The 14,878-nt window shown below is 74.5% G+C and carries 12 protein-coding genes; 5 read left to right on the top strand and 7 right to left on the bottom strand.

Features of this window, described 5'->3' with window-relative positions; all coding sequences use genetic code 11:
* Positions 1-105: 105 nt before the first annotated feature.
* The 4 genes from OHA98_RS33245 to OHA98_RS33230 form a co-directional block, all read right to left on the bottom strand.
* A complete protein-coding gene (locus OHA98_RS33245; RefSeq protein WP_266931286.1) occupies positions 106-1,440 on the bottom strand; it encodes an AAA domain-containing protein in 1,335 nt (444 codons plus the stop codon).
* A complete protein-coding gene (locus OHA98_RS33240) occupies positions 1,437-3,158 on the bottom strand; it encodes a hypothetical protein (protein WP_266931284.1) in 1,722 nt (573 codons plus the stop codon). Before OHA98_RS33240 ends, OHA98_RS33245 begins: the two co-directional genes overlap by 4 nt.
* Entirely contained in the window at positions 3,149-4,174 is a 1,026-nt protein-coding gene (locus OHA98_RS33235; protein WP_323179706.1) for a hypothetical protein, read from the bottom strand. Before OHA98_RS33235 ends, OHA98_RS33240 begins: the two co-directional genes overlap by 10 nt.
* A 106-nt stretch (positions 4,175-4,280) precedes the next feature.
* Positions 4,281-5,267 carry a phosphatase PAP2 family protein gene (locus OHA98_RS33230; protein WP_266932503.1) on the bottom strand — a complete coding sequence of 329 codons (987 nt, stop codon included), beginning with the start codon at positions 5,265-5,267 and terminating at the stop codon, positions 4,281-4,283.
* Positions 5,268-5,596: 329 nt separating this feature from the next.
* Between OHA98_RS33230 and OHA98_RS33225 the strand changes: the two genes are divergently transcribed.
* Positions 5,597-6,193 (top strand): histidine phosphatase family protein, encoded by a 597-nt coding sequence (locus tag OHA98_RS33225; RefSeq protein WP_266931282.1) that lies wholly within the window; start codon positions 5,597-5,599, stop codon positions 6,191-6,193.
* Positions 6,194-6,347: 154 nt separating this feature from the next.
* Here the strand turns inward: OHA98_RS33225 and OHA98_RS33220 are convergent, their stop codons facing one another.
* Entirely contained in the window at positions 6,348-7,799 is a 1,452-nt protein-coding gene (locus tag OHA98_RS33220; RefSeq protein WP_266931280.1) for a tetratricopeptide repeat protein, read from the bottom strand.
* Between the two features lie 241 nt (positions 7,800-8,040).
* On the opposite strand from OHA98_RS33220, the gene OHA98_RS33215 reads away from it, so the two are divergent.
* Together OHA98_RS33215 and OHA98_RS33210 are read left to right on the top strand one after the other, a co-directional pair.
* Positions 8,041-8,622 (top strand): hypothetical protein, encoded by a 582-nt coding sequence (locus OHA98_RS33215; protein WP_266931278.1) that lies wholly within the window; start codon positions 8,041-8,043, stop codon positions 8,620-8,622.
* Positions 8,623-8,755: 133 nt separating this feature from the next.
* Positions 8,756-9,673 (top strand): spermidine synthase, encoded by a 918-nt coding sequence (locus OHA98_RS33210; protein WP_266931276.1) that lies wholly within the window; start codon positions 8,756-8,758, stop codon positions 9,671-9,673.
* A gap of 94 nt (positions 9,674-9,767) precedes the next feature.
* Here OHA98_RS33210 and OHA98_RS33205 read toward each other — a convergent pair whose 3' ends face one another.
* Positions 9,768-10,379, bottom strand: a complete 612-nt coding sequence (locus OHA98_RS33205; protein WP_266931274.1) for a hypothetical protein — start codon at positions 10,377-10,379, stop codon at positions 9,768-9,770.
* Positions 10,380-10,469: 90 nt separating this feature from the next.
* On the opposite strand from OHA98_RS33205, the gene OHA98_RS33200 reads away from it, so the two are divergent.
* The gene (locus OHA98_RS33200) at positions 10,470-11,174 is read left to right on the top strand and encodes a response regulator transcription factor (protein ID WP_266931272.1); all 705 of its coding nucleotides are present in this window, start codon (positions 10,470-10,472) and stop codon (positions 11,172-11,174) included.
* A complete protein-coding gene (locus OHA98_RS33195) occupies positions 11,171-12,658 on the top strand; it encodes a HAMP domain-containing sensor histidine kinase (protein ID WP_266931270.1) in 1,488 nt (495 codons plus the stop codon). Before OHA98_RS33200 ends, OHA98_RS33195 begins: the two co-directional genes overlap by 4 nt.
* 310 nt (positions 12,659-12,968) lie before the next feature.
* Here OHA98_RS33195 and leuA read toward each other — a convergent pair whose 3' ends face one another.
* Positions 12,969-14,756 (bottom strand): 2-isopropylmalate synthase, encoded by a 1,788-nt coding sequence (leuA, locus tag OHA98_RS33190; RefSeq protein ID WP_266931268.1) that lies wholly within the window; start codon positions 14,754-14,756, stop codon positions 12,969-12,971.
* Positions 14,757-14,878: the final 122 nt, after the last annotated feature.

Here is a 14,878-nt window from a genome sequence, read left to right as displayed (position 1 = left end):
CCATTGTCCAACCCCGCGCAAGGGCGCTTCCCGCCCCGCGCTCCGGGGCGCGGGGCACGGACCTCCTTCAGGGCCGCCACCGGGGGCCGGCGCCGTCGGCGGATCTCAGGGCCGCCACCGGACCCGGTGCTCCGCCAGATGGGCCAGCACCGCGTGATTCGCCTCCCAGCCGTCCGGGAACTTCACCGTGACCCCCAGCTGCACCGGCTCCGTCGACGGGTGCTCGTCCAGCAGGTCCGCCACGCCCTCGCGGCACACCACGACACAGGCGTGCCGGTGGCGCGAGGCCAGGACGCAGAGGCGGCCCGTCTCCAGGTGGAAGGCGGTCGCGTCCGGGCGACCGGACAGCGGATGCAGGACCACCGTCACATCGAACTCGCGGCCCTGGAGCCGGTTCGCCGTGTCCACGGCCACGCCCGTGACGCCCAGCTCCGCGAGCGCCGCCCGGACCGCCGCCGCCTGATCGCGGTGCGCCGTGCCGACCGCCACCCGGTCCGCCGTCACCGGCACGGGGTCCGCGGACCGCTCGCTCGTCGCGACGCCGCCCCGGTCCAGCATCCGGCGCACCACCAGGGCCACCGCCCGTACCGCCTCCGGGTCGGTGCGCGGGGTGTGCCGGGCCGGAAGCTCCAGCAGCCCCCAGCCCGACTCCGCCGCCTCGTCCAGAACCCGGTCCGGACCCGATCCGTCCGACGCGACGCCGAAGGAGAGCCGCCGGTCCCCGTGGCCCGTACCGCTGCGGAACGGGGTGTACGGGTAGAACGCGGCGGAGACCAGCGGCGCGGCCGACGCCGGGAGCCGCCACGACACCGGCAGCCGGTGCTGCGGCAGCTGCGGATTGTGCGCCAGCAGCGTGGAGACCGCGCTCGCCGACGGGTCGTAGCTCAGCCCCGCCCACTGGTCCGCGCCGACGATCGAGAACGGGTCCAGCTGGCCGGGGTCGCCGACGAACAGCGCCCGCTCGAAGAGCCCGGCGACGGCCAGCAGCGCGTCCGAACGCATCTGGTACGCCTCGTCGACGATCGCGTGGCCCCACGGCTCCACGTTCTTCACATGGGCCCACTTGGCGGCCGTCGAGATGACGATGTCGAGCCCGGCCAGATCCGCCGCCTTCGCCGACTTCCGTACGTTGGCCAGGCCGTCCAGCACCTTGTCGTACGGATCGGAGTCGCTGCTGTGCAACCGGCCCACCGGCAGCTCGGGGTCCTTCTCCGCGAGGCGCACCACCAGGTCGTCGACCTGCGCGTTGGTCTGCGCGATCACCATCAACGGGTGTCCGGCGGCGGCCAGTTCGAGCGCGGCGCGGACCACGAGGGTCGACTTCCCGGCGCCCGGCGGCGAGTCCACGACGATTCCGCGCGAGGTGCCGCGCAGGGTGTCGCCGAGGATCGCTTCGGTCGCCCGTGCCGCCTCGGCACCCGGGTCGAACACGGCCTTCACAGCAGGTCCTCCGAGGTCACGGGGTCGGGATTCTCCGGATGTCCGGCCGACGCGCCCGGCGGGCCGCCGTGGGTCCACGGGGTCTCCTCCGGGTCCGGCAGCGCAGGGCCGCCGCGCTGATCGTGCTCGAACAGGGTCCAGGCGATCCGGTCGCCGGGCTCCGGCACCGAACCGGGGGCCGGTTCCCTGCCCCGACCCATCCGGTCCAGGACGCGCAGCACCAGCAGGATCTCGCCCGCCCCGTCCGCCGCCCCGTCCGTCCCGCCGGCTCCGACGCCCGCGCCGCTGCCCGTGGTGCCGCCCGCGCCGCTGCCGTCCACAGCGCCAGTGCCCGCCGCGCCGCCGTCCGCCGCGTCCCCGGCGGCGTACCACGCGAACTCCGCGGTCTGCGGCTTCCCGTCCAGCGAGCGGTAGACCTTGGTGCGCTCGCCCAGATGCGGGCGCTCGGTCGTACGGACCGTGACCAGCGGGCGCGGCGAGGGGCGCTTCGACTCGGTGTACGTCATCTCCACCTCCGTCACCTCCGCGAGGAACGCCTCACCGGAGAGCCGCCGTCCGGCGAGCACCAGCGGATCGTCCAGTGCCTCCTGCGCGTCCAGCTGCGCCTGGGCCGTCTCCCGCGCGGCCAGCTTCCGCGCCGCCGTCACCGCGTCGTCCCGGCGCGGCTGCGGCGGCTCACCGGAGCGCACCCGGTCCCGGTGTCCGGTGAACGACCAGCGGTCCCGGGTCCACCGCTCCTCCGCCCTGGCCCCCTCCGGCAGCCCGCGCAGCAGATCGAGCCCCCGCCACACGGCGTCCCAGGTGGGCAGCAGCACCCCGGCCAGCAGGGACCGGATCTCCCGCTCGGCGTCGCTCAGACCGGCCAGCCGGGCATCCGCCGCGAGCCCGTCCTCGGCCGCCGCCAGCGAGGTGCGCGCCCGGTCGTACCGCTCGATCGCGGGCGCCAGCAGCCGGTTGTCGAACGCCGGGTCGGTGGCCGGCCCGGCGGGCGGACAGAGCAACTGGCCGCCCGGGTCCCGCGCCAGCTCCGCACGGAGCGCCGCCGCCGCCCCCGACTCGCCCGGGGGCGGGTCGATCCAGGAGAGCAGCGCCCCCAGATGCTGGTCCTCCAGGCTGCTCTGCCCGGTCGCCCAGTGCCGGTTCAGCAGATCCGTGGTGGCGAGCAGCAGCGAGGAGCCCGGCACCCGGGCCCGCTCCCCGTAGTGCGTCAGCCAGCGGCCGAGCAGGGGCACCCGTACGGGCGCCGGGTAAGGGGTGTCGGGGTCGTCCTCGGCGGTCCGCCGGAACCGCATCGAACGCCCCAGCAGCCGGACGAACTCGATGCCCGCCCGGCTCGGCACGATCACCTGGGCCGCGTCCGCGCACAGTTCGACCTCGACCTTGACCTTCTTGCCGGTCCCGGGATCGGCCTCGCTGCGCTCGGCGGGCTCGACGACGTCCTCGTACCCCTCGATGTGCGGCAGGACGGTCTCGGCCAGCTCCGCGAGGAACGCGAACCGCAGATCACGGTCGCGCGGCTGGGCGACCGCGAGCAGCCGGGGCGCCTCGCGGTCCGTCCCGACGAGAGCCCCGAGCGGGGCGCCCGCCTCACCGGCCGTGGTCAGCGGCACCAGCACCAGCGGTGCGGCGGTGAGATGGCGGTGGCGGACGGTGGCCATCGGCTGCGCGCGGCCGCTGTCCACGGCCTCCAGCCGGGCCAGCGTATTGATCAGCGACATGCGGCCGTGCCCTCCAGCGCCTCCGCGTACGGAGCGGTGTTCCGCGGTGTTCCGGTCCGCAGCGCCGCCGTCTCCAGGGCTTCCGCGCGCAGCGCCGCCGCCCTGCGCAGCGCGGCGACCGTCGGATCGGCCGGGTCGCCCTTCCTGCCGGCCGCGGCGGCCAGTACCTCGGCCACCGTCGTCAGCCCGCCGAGCTCGCCCCGCACGCTGCGGCCCAGTGACTCCACCGCGCCCTCGGCCCGGGACCTGGACCGGCAGTGGAAGGCCAGCTCGCACGCCGCCAGGCACTCCGGGGCGTACGCGGCGCCGACCGATTCGACCGCCGCGTCCAGCTCCTGCGGTGAGCACTCCGGGTCGAACGTCGTCCCCTCGGGCAGGGCCGCCGCGATGTCCTCGATACGGGCCAGCCGGGTCAGCTGGCGGCGGGTGACGGCGCGCTGCTTGCGTACGTCCACGACCGAGGCGGTCGGCAGGTTGGAGAAGTCCTTCGGGCAGACCAGCAGCACCCGGTGCCCGACCTCGGCGCCCTCGGTCACCGCCGCGACCCGCTCCAGCGCCAGCACATAGACGGCGGACTGGCGGGCCGCGGCGCCGACCTTCGCCGCGTCGGCGGAGCTGTCGATCATGGGAAAGGATTTGATCTCGACGACCGTCCACCGGCCGTCTGGGTGCACCACCACCGCGTCGGGCTCCAGATAGGCGGGCGATCCCGCCACCTCCAGGGCCAGCATCGGGTGGTCCAGCAGCGTCCAGGCGTCCGCCGCCGTCGCCTCCCGCAGGGCGAGCGCGGTGCGTGCGGCCCGGCCCTCGGGCCCGGCCGCCGTCAGATCGGGCACCCGCACCTCGCTCGGCGCCTCGCCGCCGCCGCCGAGCCGCTCGTGCAGCAGGCGCAGCAGCTCCGTACCGCCGTCGGCCTTGACCTTCGCCTCGAACGCGTTGCCCCGCATGAAGGCGAACTGGGACTGGCCGAACGGGGCGGGGGAGCCGAGCGCGGCGGCGAGCACGGCCTTGTCCACCCCGGCGCCGTCGAGCAGGGCCCGGCGTCTGCAGCCGGGGTTCGCGGCGAGTGCGGCCAGCGCGCGGGCGTCGAGCGGGTGCGGTGCGACGGACGGGCCGCGCAGTTCAGCGAGCCGCTGCCGGAGCGTCGTCGCTCGCGGCTGTGTCGCTTCGTGCCGTGTCGCCTCGCTCCGTGCCGCCAAGCTCGGTGTCGCTTCGTGCCGCGTCGGTGGAATCTGCGGAGGTGGTCCGCTGGCCGGGGATTCGCTCACCCGCGGAAGTCTTGCATCCGGCACTGACAATCGGGGACTTCGTCGCGGAGACAGCCGCGGCGACGGGGGCCGAGGACGCCCGGAACCGGTCCTTGATCCGGTCGGCCAGCCGCATCACCGGCCTGGTCAGGAGCGCTCCGACGCCCATCACGGCGGCACCCGCGACGGCGTCGAGGAAGTAGTGGTTGGCGGTGCCCATCACCACCAGAGTGGTGAACAGCGGATAGGCGATGCCCGCTGCCCGAACGAGGGGATGGCGGCCGTGGCGCCACAGCAGGATGCCGCACCACACGGACCAGCCCACGTGCAGACTCGGCATCGCCGCGTACTGGTTGGTCATTCCACTGAGACCGCGCGGCGCGCTGGCCCCGGTGCCCCACCAGCCGTACGCGCTGTACTGCGCCATCGTGTCGACGAAGCCGTGCCCGGCGTCCAGCAGCCGGGGCGGACAGGTCGGCATCAGCGTGAAACCGATCATGCCGAGCAGGGTCGAGGTCATCAGCCAGGTCCTGGCCGCCCGGTAGGCGGCCGACCTGCGCCGGAACATCCATATGAGGATGGCCGGGGTGACCAGGTAGTGCAGGGAGGCGTACGCGAAGTCGGCGGGTATCCCGAGCGACGGGGTGTCGGTCAGCAGCCGGTTGAGCGGATGCTCGGCGTTGATATGGAGCGCCTTCTCCAGGCGCAGGATGGCCAGACCGTGGTCGACCGCCGTCGACACATCGCCGCGGACCACGAGCCGGCCCGCCGAATAGAGTCCGTAGACCACGGCGATCAGTGGCAGTTCCGTCCACCAGCGGGGCCGGTGGCCGGGCACGTTCGCGGCGGTGGCGTGCGGCATCCGGTAGCTCTCCCCATGTTCATACGGCTGACGGCGGGCGTTCAACCGTACGGTGGTCACGAGCCGCCACTCCCCCCGGGGGGTCCCTTTCGGACGCCCCGCGCACATGCCGTTCCGGTCGCGGACCGAGGGCGGAACGGCACTGCGGAGAGAGGGACGCGGATACGGCCCCGGAGGTTGCCCGATGGGCACGTGCGCGATGATGGAGCGGGACGAACAGGCCCCGCCCCCCGACCGGGCCCGGAACCTCGTGGCCGTCCCCCCGTCGCCGTCCCGGCCATCGCAGTCCGGGACCTGTTCACCGTTTCACCGTTTCAGGGAGAGCCGTCATGGCACCGCGAATCCTGCTCGCCCGGCATGGCCAGACCCAGTGGTCCGTCCAGGGCAATCACACCGGCAGGACCGACATTCCGCTCCTCGACACCGGCCGCGCGGGCGCCAAGCTGCTCGGGGAACGGCTGCGCCGGGCACCGTGGGCGGGACTGCCCGGGGTCGAGGTGCGGACCAGCCCGCTCGTCCGGGCCGCCGAGACCTGCGACATCGCCGGGTTCGGCGAGCGGGCCGAGCCGTGGGACGCGCTCATGGAGTGGGACTACGGGGCGTACGAAGGGCTGACCCCGGCGCAGATCAGGGCGGAGCGTCCCCACTGGCTGATCTGGCGCGACGGTGTCCCGGGGGGCGAGACGACCGCGGACGTCTCCGCCCGCGCCGACGAGATCGTGGACTGGGCGCGCTCGGCGGACCGGGACGTCCTGGTCTTCGCCCACGGACACATCCTGCGGGCCCTGGGGGCGCGCTGGCTGGGCGAGGACCTGTCCTTCGGCGCCCGGATCAGGCTGGATCCGACGTCGCTGTCGGTGCTCGGCTGGGCGTACGGGATGCCCGCCATGGAGCGCTGGAACGACACGGGCCACCTGGAGCGGTAGCGGGGCCCGCGCTCCGGGGAGCTTCGGCTGTCCACGGGCCGCCGGCCGCCCACCGGACCCGGACCGGTGACGGCCCTCCGGCGGCCCTCCGGCCGTCTCCGGGCCGTTGCTGTCTCCGGGCCGTCGCCGTCACCGGGGTGCCGCCATCACCTGCTCAGGCGCGCGTGCCCCGGTCCGCGTGGCGGGCCAGGAACGCCGCCACCCCGGCCGCCCCGCTCCGGGGCTCCAGCACCCGTGCCGCCCCCGCCAGCATTCCCCGGATCCGGGAGGACTGGACCCGGTCGAGCAGGTCCAGGACCTGGTGCCCCGTCGCCGCCGCCTCGTCGGCCAGGCCCCACCGCGCCAGGTCGCCCGTCAGCTGAGCCCGGTACAGCGCCAGGTTCCGGGTGAAGTGGGCGTCCTGGAGCGCCACCGCGCGCCGCCCGTGCCGGGCGGCCCGGGACCAGTCGCCCAGCGTCGACCAGCACTGCGCCTCCAGCAGCTCCAGCTCCGCGTCCCGGAAGAAGGTCATCCACTCCGGATCGGCGGCGGCCGGTCCGCGCTCGAAGGCCGCGCGGGCCCGGCCGATCGCCCGGTCGCACCCCGTACGGTCGCCGAGTCCCGCCCGGCCCCCCGCCTCCCGCAGTGCGAGCAGCGCCAGCAGCCGGGGCGAGCCGAGCGCGCGGGCGGCCCGTTGTCCCGCCTCCGCGGCGCGGACCGCCTCCCTCGGCCGGCCCGTGTCCCGCGCCAGGAACGACGCGTTGCAGAACGCGTGCGCCTCCAGCGCGGAGTCACCGGCCAGCCGGGCCGTGGCGAGCGCCTCCGCGTAGTGCGAGCGGGCGTCCTCGAAGCGGCCCGAGTCATGGGCCAGCCAGCCCACGGAGATGGCCAGCTCACCCGCGCCCGCGTGCAGCCGGTCCGCGGTGGCCCGCCGGGCGGTGCTCCCGGCGTCCAGCAGCGCGTAGGCGGCCCGCAGCGGCTGGGCCGCCCGCCGGTAGAGCCCGTCGCCGCCGTGCCGGTCGTCCAGCAGCCGGATCTGCCGCACCGCTTTCTCCACGGCGCTCACCTCGGCCTCGCCGACCCGTCGCTGTGCGGGCAGGGAGATCGGGGCGGCGGACGCGTGGGTGCGGCCGAGCCCCAGGGACGCGGCCGCCACCGTGGTGGTGCCGCTCGTCATGAACACGCGACGCAGCACGTCGCTCTCCTCGTCGATGTCGCTGTGGAGCGTGGGGGGCGGGGAATGGGCCGGGGGCAGGGACAGGGACAGGGGCGGGGACAGGGGCGCGGTCGGCCCTGGTGCCCGGCCGGCCGGGACCGTCGGGCACTCTGCCGTCCCCGCCGTCCCCGCCGTCTCCCGCGCCCCCCTCCCGCGCACGCTCTCGCGGGCCGAGAACCCCAGGTCGGCCAGGGACGCCCCGGGGAACATGTGCAGGAAGACCCGCTCGTACGCGTAGTTGGGACAGCGGATCTCGCCGGACTCCACGCGGCCGATGTACCGGGCGTCGCACGCGACCTGTTCGCCGATCTCGCGGGCGGCCCTGCGCACGGCCGCCGCGAACTCTCCCGCCGAACGCGGGCCGCGCAGTTGCCGGAAGACAAGGTTGGGAACTGCCCGTGTCGACACCATGACGGGGCCCTTTCTGGTGCGGCCGGACTCCTGGTTCCGGTGTCCCGGCGGGGCAAGAACGTACCCGCTGTGACAAGTCACACACGCTGCGTTTCACGGCAAAAGGGATAACTCGCCTCTGATCCGCCATGAACTGCCACCCTTTGCGGCGGCGTGGCGCCGTAGCCCTTGACGGGGTCGGCGCGTTGGTACATGTGGAGACGGAGTGTGGCTCCGTCGGGCGATGAGAGGAGGGGTTCCCTTGCTGCATCCCGGCTCGGAGACCGGCTCACGGACGACCGCGACGACCCCGACAGACACGACCACGACCCCGGCAGACCCTACGGCGACCTCGCCCGGCCCAGCGACTTCGCCCGGCACGGCGACTTCGCCCGGCCCAGCGACCTCGCCCGGCGCCGCGCCCCCGGCGGACACGACCGCGACCGGCTCGGCGCCCGATCCGGCGCCCCCGGCCGCCGGAGCCGCCGAAGAGCCCTGCGACCTCGTCACCGTCCCCGCCCGCCACGGCCTGGAGGCCGTCGACATCCTGCGTCGCGGTGCCGACCAGGAGGCGGTCGGCCCGGTGCTGCACGACGGTGCCTGCGACACCCTGGGGTTCCTGGTGCCCCCGGGTACCGCCGAGGCCTGGGACGTACCCGGCAGCGCCTGTACGTCCTCGAACGGCCGGGGGCTGCGCATCCCCGTCCCCGCCGAGCCGTCCGTCTCCGGCAGCGGCTGGCTGCTGCCGCCCGCCGAGGACGCCCACGTCACCGATCCGTCCGCGCTCCGGGCCGCGCTCGACGAGGCGGCCCGGGTGATCGAAGCGGCCGACAAGTGCAGCTGAGACCGGCGGGCACAGGGGGGGCGACGCCACCCCCCCTGTGCCCGCCGGTCTGCGCCCATAATGGGAGGACGGGAGGGATTCCTCCCGCCGCAGGCGGTACGCCGCGGCATCCCATGAGCGAGGATCAGCGAAAGTGGCACGTCGAGGAGGGCCGGCCGGAGGCTCGGGCGCACGGAAGGACTCCGGGCGCAAGCAGGAGCGCCGGGCCGGCAAGGGCGAGCGGGCCGGGGCGGCCGAGACGGTCGACGGCGGCCGCGCCGAGCTGATACCCGACCGGGAACGGCCGCACGGCTGGACCCTGCTGCTGGACGGCGCCCCGCAGTCGCACGTGGACCTCGACGACCCCACGTACCTCTCCTTCGAGTACCAGCGCAGGATCGGCCACATCATCGACCTGGCCGCCCCTCCGCAGCAGCCGCTGCACGTCGTCCACCTGGGCGGCGGCGCCTTCACCCTCGCCCGCTACGTCGCCGCGACCCGCCCCCGCTCCACCCAGCAGATCGTCGAGCTCGACGCCGCCCTCGTCCAACTGGTGCGCCGGGAACTCCCGCTGGACCCGCAGGCCCGGATCCGGGTCCGTTCCGCGGACGCCCGCGCCGGGCTCGGAAAGATCCAGGACGGCTGGGCCGACCTCGTCATCGCCGATGTGTTCAGCGGGGCCCGTACCCCCGCCCATCTCACCTCCGCCGAATTCCTCGCCGAGGTACGCCGGGTGCTGAAGCCCGGCGGGCAGTACGCCGCCAACCTCGCCGACGGTCCGCCGCTGGCCCATCTGCGCGGCCAGGTCGCCACCGCCGCGGCGGCCTTCCCCGAACTGGCGCTCGCCGCCGACCCGACCGTGTGGCGCGGACGCCGCTTCGGTAACGCCGTACTGCTCGCCTCCGACCTGCCGCTCGCCGTCGCCGAACTGACCCGCCGGGTCGCGAGCGATCCGCACCCCGGCCGCGTCGAACACGGCCGGGTGCTCGCCGACTTCACCGGCGGCGCGGCGGTCGTCACGGACGAGGGCGCCAAACCCTCCCCGGCCCCGCCGCCCGGGGTCTTCACATAGACCCCGGGGACACGGAGCCCCCAACGTCCCCTGCCCGTACACGGCACACGACCCACGGCCCACGGCATACGGCCCACGGCATACAGCCCACGGCCTACGGCTCGACGACCTGCACCGTCGGCGGATGGCCGTTCCAGGTGCAGAACACCGAGTCCGTCCGCCCGTTCCCGTCGCTGAAGTCCACCCGGATCCAGGCGTCGTTCGTCCACACCTGCATCGACCAGCCCGGCTCCGGCGTCGCCGTGACCAGCTTCGCCGAACTGCGCCCCAGTTCGAGGACGACCCGGCCCCCGTCCGTGCGGTACCCCTTCACCTCGCCCGCGGGTGCCGAGGGCTTCGCGGCGGTGGGGGACGGCTTCCGGGGCGGCCGGGGGGACGGCGACGACGAAGTGGCTCCAAGGCCCGAGGTGTTCCGGCCGGTCCCGTCCCCACCGCCCGTACCGGTTCCGCCGCCCCCGCCGTCCCGGCTGCCGGATGCGCGTGGTGGGGCGGAGGGCGAGGCCCGGCGCGTCGAGGACGCCACCGGTTCCCGCTCCGCGTCGGCCGGCCCGGTCCGCTCCGGGCGCGCGCCCACCGCGATCGGCACGGCGAGCGGAGGGTCGTACGCCGACTCCGCCAGCACCGTGTGCACACCCCACCACGACAGCGTGACCGCCGCCCCGGTGGCGAGCGTCCACGCGATCGCGTGTACGAGTCCTCGTCGCATCCGGGACATCCTGCACCACCCGGACCCGTCCTGTCCCCGTACCTGCGGCGGGCGGGACCGGGCGGGGGCCGATGGCGTACGGTGCCGCCCATGGCAAGTGTGCTCGTGGTCGAGGACGACCAGTTCGTACGTTCCGCCCTCATCCGGCACCTCAGCGAGGCATCCCATACGGTACGGAGCGTGGGCACCGCGCTCGAAGCGCTGCGCGAGGTCGCGCACCTCCGCTTCGACGTGGTCATACTCGACCTCGGGCTGCCCGATCTGGACGGTGCCGAGGCGCTGAAGATGCTCCGCTCCATCACCGACGTGCCGGTGATCATCGCCACCGCGCGGGACGACGAGAGCGAGATCGTACGGCTGCTCAACGACGGCGCCGACGACTATCTGACCAAGCCGTTCTCGGTCGAGCACCTCTCGGCACGGATGGCCGCCGTGCTGCGCCGCTCGCGCGCCTCGGCCGGTGACGGGCCGCCGCGGCGGATCATCAGGGTCGGCGGGCTGTCCATCGACCCACTGCGCCGCCTGGCCGAACTGGACGGCGTGGCCGTCGATCTGACCCGCCGTGAGTTCGACCTGCTGACCTACCTCGCGGGACGGCCGGGGGTCGTCGTCCCGCGCAAGGAACTCCTCGCCGAGGTCTGGCAGCAGTCCTACGGCGACGACCAGACCATCGACGTCCATCTGTCGTGGCTGCGCCGCAAGCTGGGGGAGACCGCGGCCCGGCCGCGCTATCTGCACACCCTGCGCGGCGTCGGCGTGAAGATCCAGCCCCCGGCGCCGGAGCCACCGGCGTGAGATGGGCCCTGGTCAAGGTCTGCCTGGCGGTCACCGCCATGGTGGTCATCGCGTTCGCCGTGCCGCTCGCTCTCGTCGTCAAGGAGATGGCCGGCGACCGGGCCTTCTCCGACGCGGAACGGCAGGCCGCGATGATCGGCCCGACCCTCTCCATCACCACCGACCGCAAGGAACTGACCCGGGCCGTCATGTCCACCGAACCGGGTCAAGAGGGGCACCTCGCCGTCCATGTCCCCGCCGCCGACGAGCCGGAGCACCCGGCGCTGGAGATCGGGACCCGGCGTGCGCCCCGCAAGGACGTCGAGACCGTCAGGAAGGCGGGCCGCGCCTCCATCACCGCGGTGCGGGGCGGCTCCGTGCTGCTCCAGCCCACGGCCCTGGGCTCCGGGGACATCGCCGTCGTCGAGGTGTTCGTGCCCGAGGGCGAGGTCTCCAAAGGGGTCACCACCGCCTGGTTGATGCTGGCGGGTGTCGGCCTCGCCCTGATCGTCGGCTCGGTGGCGGTCGCCGACCGGCTCGGCGTGCGGATGGTGGAACCCGCCCAGCGGCTCGCGGGCGCCGCCCAGAACCTCGGCGAGGGCAGGCTCGGCACCCGGGTCCCGGAGGAGGGCCCCACCGAACTGCGTTCCGCGGCCGTCGCGTTCAACTCGATGGCCGACCAGGTCGTACAACTCCTGGCCAACGAACGGGAACTGGCCGCCGACCTCTCCCACCGGCTGCGCACCCCGCTCACCGTGCTCCGGCTCAACGCCGCCTCGCTGGGCGAGGGACCGGCCGCCGAGCAGACCCGGGCGGCGGTCGAGCAGCTGGAGCACGAGGTCGACACGATCATCCGCACCGCCCGCGAGCAGCGCCCGCAGACACAGGGGGTGCAGACGGGGGCGGGCGCGGGCTGCGACGTCTCCGAGGTGATCCGGGAGCGGATGGGCTTCTGGTCGGCGCTCGCCGAGGACGAGGGCCGCGAGGTGCGCCTGGCGGGGGTGGGCCGTACGGTGCGCATCCCGGTCGCCCGGCCCGAACTGGCCGCCGCGCTCGACGCGCTGCTCGGCAATGTCTTCCGGCACACCCGGGAGGGCACCGCGTTCGCGGTCGACGTGCACCACAGCGGCGACGCGGTGATCGTGCTGGTCTCCGACGCGGGCCCCGGCATCGCCGACCCGAAGGCGGCCCTGGCCCGCGGCTCCAGCGGCCGGGGCGGGGCGGCGGGCGCACTGGGCTCGACCGGGCTCGGCCTGGACATCGTGCGCAGGGTGGCCGAGTCCACCGGCGGCGACCTGCGGATCGGCCGTTCGGTCCTCGGCGGTACGGAGGTCCGGATCCGGATCGGGCTGCACCTGAGCGCGCCGGAGCGGATCGGCCGGGGCCACGGCCGGCGGGTGGGCCGGCAGCGGCGGCGAACGGCCCGCCGGGACGCGGAGGCGGGGAGCGGGCGCGGCGGGAGCGGGCGCGGCGGGGGCCCGTGCGGCGGGGGCCCGCACCATTAACCCGTGCCGATGGGCTCCTTAAGCCCGCCCTAAGAACCCCGACCCGGGCCCGAATCGCCCCGTTTGCCGGAACCTGTGCCGCTAGCGTGCTTCCACGTCCTCACTTCCGCCGGCCCCCACCGCCCGCGCACCCCGGCCGGACCCCAGGCCCCCCACCACCGGCCGGGGCGCGCGCCCCCCCATGGCACGCGAGGACGCTCTCCGGCCCGGAGCACAACCCCGGGCCGGAGCGGACCCCCGGCCCGGAGGCCGCCCCTCCCGGCCGGAGAGGCCGACGGCCCGGAGGCAGCCCCCTCCGGGCCGGACCGGCTCAGCCGCGGTTCACCGCCGAGAGCACGGCCATCACCGAGGCGGTCAGCACGGAGGTGTCCTGGCCCGCTCCCCAGCGCCGCTGACCGCCGACCAGGCACTCCACGTACGCCATCGCGGGGCTGCCCCGGCCCCGCCGCGTCGCGTGCTGGACGAAGTCGAGGATCTCGACCTCGATTCCCGCCCCGGCCAGCGCGTGCGTGAACGCCGACACCGGGCCGTTGCCCGTGCCCTCGTAGTCGCCCTCGCCCCCGACCCCGCCGTCGTCCGTCCGCAGCGTGCAGACGAAGCGGTGCTCGCCCGCCGGGGTGCGGTCCGTCGTCCAGGAGGAGAGGGCGACCGCGCCGTCCCGGCCCGGTGCCAGATACGTCGCCCCGAACAGTTCCCACAGGTCCTTCGGCGTGGCCTCCGTCCCGCTGTCGTCCGTGGCCGACTGCACCGTACGGGAGAAGTCGGCGCGCATCGCGGGCGGCAGGTCCACCCCGTAGTTGCTGTGCAGCAGATGGGCGATGCCGCCCTTGCCCGACTGGCTGTTGACCCGGATGACCGCCTCGTAACTGCGCCCCACATCGGCCGGGTCGATGGGCAGGTACGGCACCGACCAGAACGCGGACCCGCTCGCCTCGTGATGGGCCAGGCCCTTGCTGATGGCGTCCTGGTGGGTGCCGGAGAACGCGGTGTAGACGAGGTCGCCGCCGTACGGGTGGCGCGGCGGCACCGGCAGCCGGTTGCAGTGCTCGACCGTGCGGCGGATCTCGTCGATGTCGGAGAAGTCGATCATCGGGTCGACACCCTGGGCGTGCAGGTTGAGCGCCAGGTTCACCAGGTCCACATTGCCGGTGCGCTCCCCGTTCCCGAACAGGCACCCCTCCACGCGCTGGGCACCCGCCAGCACGGCCAGTTCGGCGCAGGCGACCCCCGTACCGCGGTCGTGGTGCGGATGCACCGAGAGGATCACGGAGTCCCGGCGGGCCAGATTGCGGTGCATGTACTCGATCTGGTCCGCGTACACGTTCGGCGTCGCGATCTCCACGGTGGCCGGCAGGTTGTGGATCACCGGCCGGTCGGGGGAGGCGTCCCACAGCTCCGTCAGGCTGTCGCAGATCTCCAGGACGAAGTCCGGCTCGGTGAGGATGAAGACCTCGGGGGAGAACTCGAACCGGATGTCCGTCCCCGGCATGGTGTGCGCGAGCCGCGCCATCAGGGTCGCCGCCTCCCGGATCACCGCGTGCACCTCCGCCCGGCCGCGCCCGAGCACCACATCGCGCCAGACCGGTGCCGTCGGGATGTAGAGGTGGACGACCGCGCGGTCCATGCCCGCCACGGAGGCGAAGGTCCGCTCGATCAGGTCCGCCCTGGCCGGGGTGAAGACGACCGGGGTGACATCGCCGGGCACCGCCCCGCTCTCCACCAGATGCCGTACGAAGTCGAAGTCCGTCCGGCTCGCGGACGGGTAGCCGATCTCGATCTCCTTGAACCCCATCGTCACGAGCAGGTCGAACATCCGGCGCTTGCGCGGGGTGTCCATCGGCTCGGCCAGTGCCTGATTGCCGTCCCGCAGGTCGACCGGCACCCAGAGGGGAGCCTGTTCGATCCGGGCATCGGGCCAGCCGCGGTCGGTCAGCGGCAGTTCGACTCGGTCGAAGGCGGAGCGGTAGCGGTGGGACGGCATATCGCTGGCGCGCTGCGGATTCCAGGCGGGCGCACCGGCGGGGACGGGGCCGCGCGGCGTACGGAGGGTGGGGAAGCTGTGCGTCGTTGACGGGGAGCCGGACATGACGTCGGACATGGAAACGGTCTCTTCTCGGGTCGCCGGACGCGACCGGCACAGCACGGCACCCCGCGGCGGGGTGCCGGTCGCTTCAGGCCCCGCCGCGGCAGCCGAGAAGAAGGAGACCGCTGTGCGTCATG

The sequence above is a fragment of the Streptomyces sp. NBC_00654 genome (assembly GCF_026341775.1).
Taxonomy (GTDB): domain Bacteria; phylum Actinomycetota; class Actinomycetes; order Streptomycetales; family Streptomycetaceae; genus Streptomyces.
Note: the sequence above shows the minus strand (reverse complement) of the source record. Positions and strands in the feature narration are given on the sequence as shown.

Bases quoted from the DNA above. Each gene is read 5' to 3' on its own strand.
- OHA98_RS33240 (WP_266931284.1), bottom strand. From the start codon at position 3,158: ATGTCGCTGATCAATACGCTGGCCCGGCTGGAGGCCGTGGACAGCGGC.
- OHA98_RS33230 (WP_266932503.1), bottom strand. From the start codon at position 5,267: ATGCCGCACGCCACCGCCGCGAACGTGCCCGGCCACCGGCCCCGCTGG.
- OHA98_RS33225 (WP_266931282.1), top strand. From the start codon at position 5,597: ATGGCACCGCGAATCCTGCTCGCCCGGCATGGCCAGACCCAGTGGTCC.
- OHA98_RS33220 (WP_266931280.1), bottom strand. From the start codon at position 7,799: ATGGTGTCGACACGGGCAGTTCCCAACCTTGTCTTCCGGCAACTGCGC.
- OHA98_RS33205 (WP_266931274.1), bottom strand. From the start codon at position 10,379: ATGCGACGAGGACTCGTACACGCGATCGCGTGGACGCTCGCCACCGGG.
- OHA98_RS33200 (WP_266931272.1), top strand. From the start codon at position 10,470: ATGGCAAGTGTGCTCGTGGTCGAGGACGACCAGTTCGTACGTTCCGCC.
- leuA (WP_266931268.1), bottom strand. From the start codon at position 14,756: ATGTCCGACGTCATGTCCGGCTCCCCGTCAACGACGCACAGCTTCCCC.